We start from the raw sequence: 1,624 nt of genomic DNA on the forward strand, positions 1-1,624 counted from the left end.
TGTTTATATTGCCAATTGCTTGTATAACTCTTTCCCTACTTGGGCTTTTGCCACCAATTACTGCTAATTCTATTGAATTATACTGATTTTATTCATGCTATTCTAGCATAGCTACTCTGGGAGAGCCAGAATTTTTAAATCCTCAAGAATCAGGAATTAAAGAGATTGTCGAAAAACGGGATATTCGTTTTGTGGTGATTGACCAGTTAAAGCGCCAAGCCAATAATCAGGTTTTGAAATCAATATCTTCGACATTAGTTGAGCGTAATCGCTCTCGAATAATGAGTTACCTACTGTTGAGATAACAAGCGCAAACATTCGTATCTAACAAATACCTCACAATATCTCTTCCCGTACCTCAAAATCACCTTCATTGGTACTATTCTTATGGCTGCTCATGCTATTGGAATGGGCTTGCTACGTCCAAATGGATTATTAGCTGGATTTACGAATCAAAGAGATTGGTTGAGAATAGGTTATGAGGTAACAGGAGATTTTAGAAAACCAGGCTCAACAATTACTTTACATAGACCAGTTGAAAATTCACCCAATCCAGTCCATACACTTTGGGACGCAGAAGTATTAGAATTTCAAACTTACAATTCTCGTCAAGCTGAATTGGAGCAGTTAGTAGTAAAAATTAAAAGCAATATATTTGATGAAAAGTTGAAACCTAGCCGGAATATTTTAGTGATTGTTTTGGGTGATATCCAACTGCAAGATAAAACTGCAACTTATTTAAAAAATTGCGGAATTGATTTTTATCTTCCTACAGCATCAAAGAATAATACCTTGTTAAATAATAATGCTAGTTTCCCTAATAAATTTTGGCATGAAGGCGGTATTACCGTATCTCGAATTCATCGAGCTAAAGGGCATGAAGCAAACATAGTCTATATTTTGGGATTAGACAATGTAGCAAGGAATGAAAGCAGTATTACACTTCGGAACCAGCTATTTGTAGCTTTAACTAGAACACGAGGCTGGGCTTATCTGAGTGGAATTGGCAACTACCCCATGTATGAAGAAATCCGTCGAGTAATTGAAAGTAAAACTACAGTTAACTTTACTTTTCAAAAACCAAAATTAGATGTAAGTGAATAAGTTTAAAAACAAACTTTGCCAAAAGTGACACATTTATACAAGGAATTAGCGAATTTTATATGACTCAATATTTGTTTTCAAATTTCAAAGATAATGAGTTTGAAAATTTATCTCAACAGTTAGCTAATGTTTTCAATATCTCGCAAGAACAGTTAACTGAAATATATGAAAAAATGCGGAAATGCTTTGAAGGAGAAGGCTGTCTAGAATGTAATTTTCCTAGAAGTATTTTTCATTCATATAATGAAGGCTTTCAAAAATTTTATGATGATGCCTGGATAATTGGAGTGGATATTCCCAGCATACTTGAGCTAAATAACAATATTCAAGATAAGAAAACAATTGTCATCCTTGGACAAGACCCTCGAAGGCAAAGTGATAAAAGAGTAGAAAAGATTGAAATTGCTACGCCATACGCTCTGCATTCAAAGTACTGCCGAGAGGAACATCGCAGCACAAGACTTTACTTTGACCTGATTAAAGTTTTACTAGAGCAAGGATACCGAGTTTATTTGACGGA

1 protein-coding gene and 1 pseudogene are annotated in these 1,624 nt (G+C 34.7%); both read left to right on the top strand.

Annotated features, from left to right (window positions below):
* Positions 1-387: 387 nt before the first annotated feature.
* Positions 388-1,104: an ATP-binding domain-containing protein gene (locus tag H6G75_RS32610; protein WP_190983984.1), complete on the top strand. Its 717-nt coding sequence runs from the start codon at positions 388-390 to the stop codon at positions 1,102-1,104.
* Between the two features lie 59 nt (positions 1,105-1,163).
* Positions 1,164-1,624 (top strand): annotated as a pseudogene (locus H6G75_RS32615) (uracil-DNA glycosylase); the annotation flags it as partial.

This window comes from Nostoc sp. FACHB-280, assembly GCF_014697615.1.
In the GTDB taxonomy this organism is placed as follows: domain Bacteria; phylum Cyanobacteriota; class Cyanobacteriia; order Cyanobacteriales; family Nostocaceae; genus Nostoc_B.

Coding starts and splice junctions, on each gene's coding strand:
- H6G75_RS32610 (WP_190983984.1), top strand. CDS start 388: ATGGCTGCTCATGCTATTGGAATGGGCTTGCTACGTCCAAATGGATTA.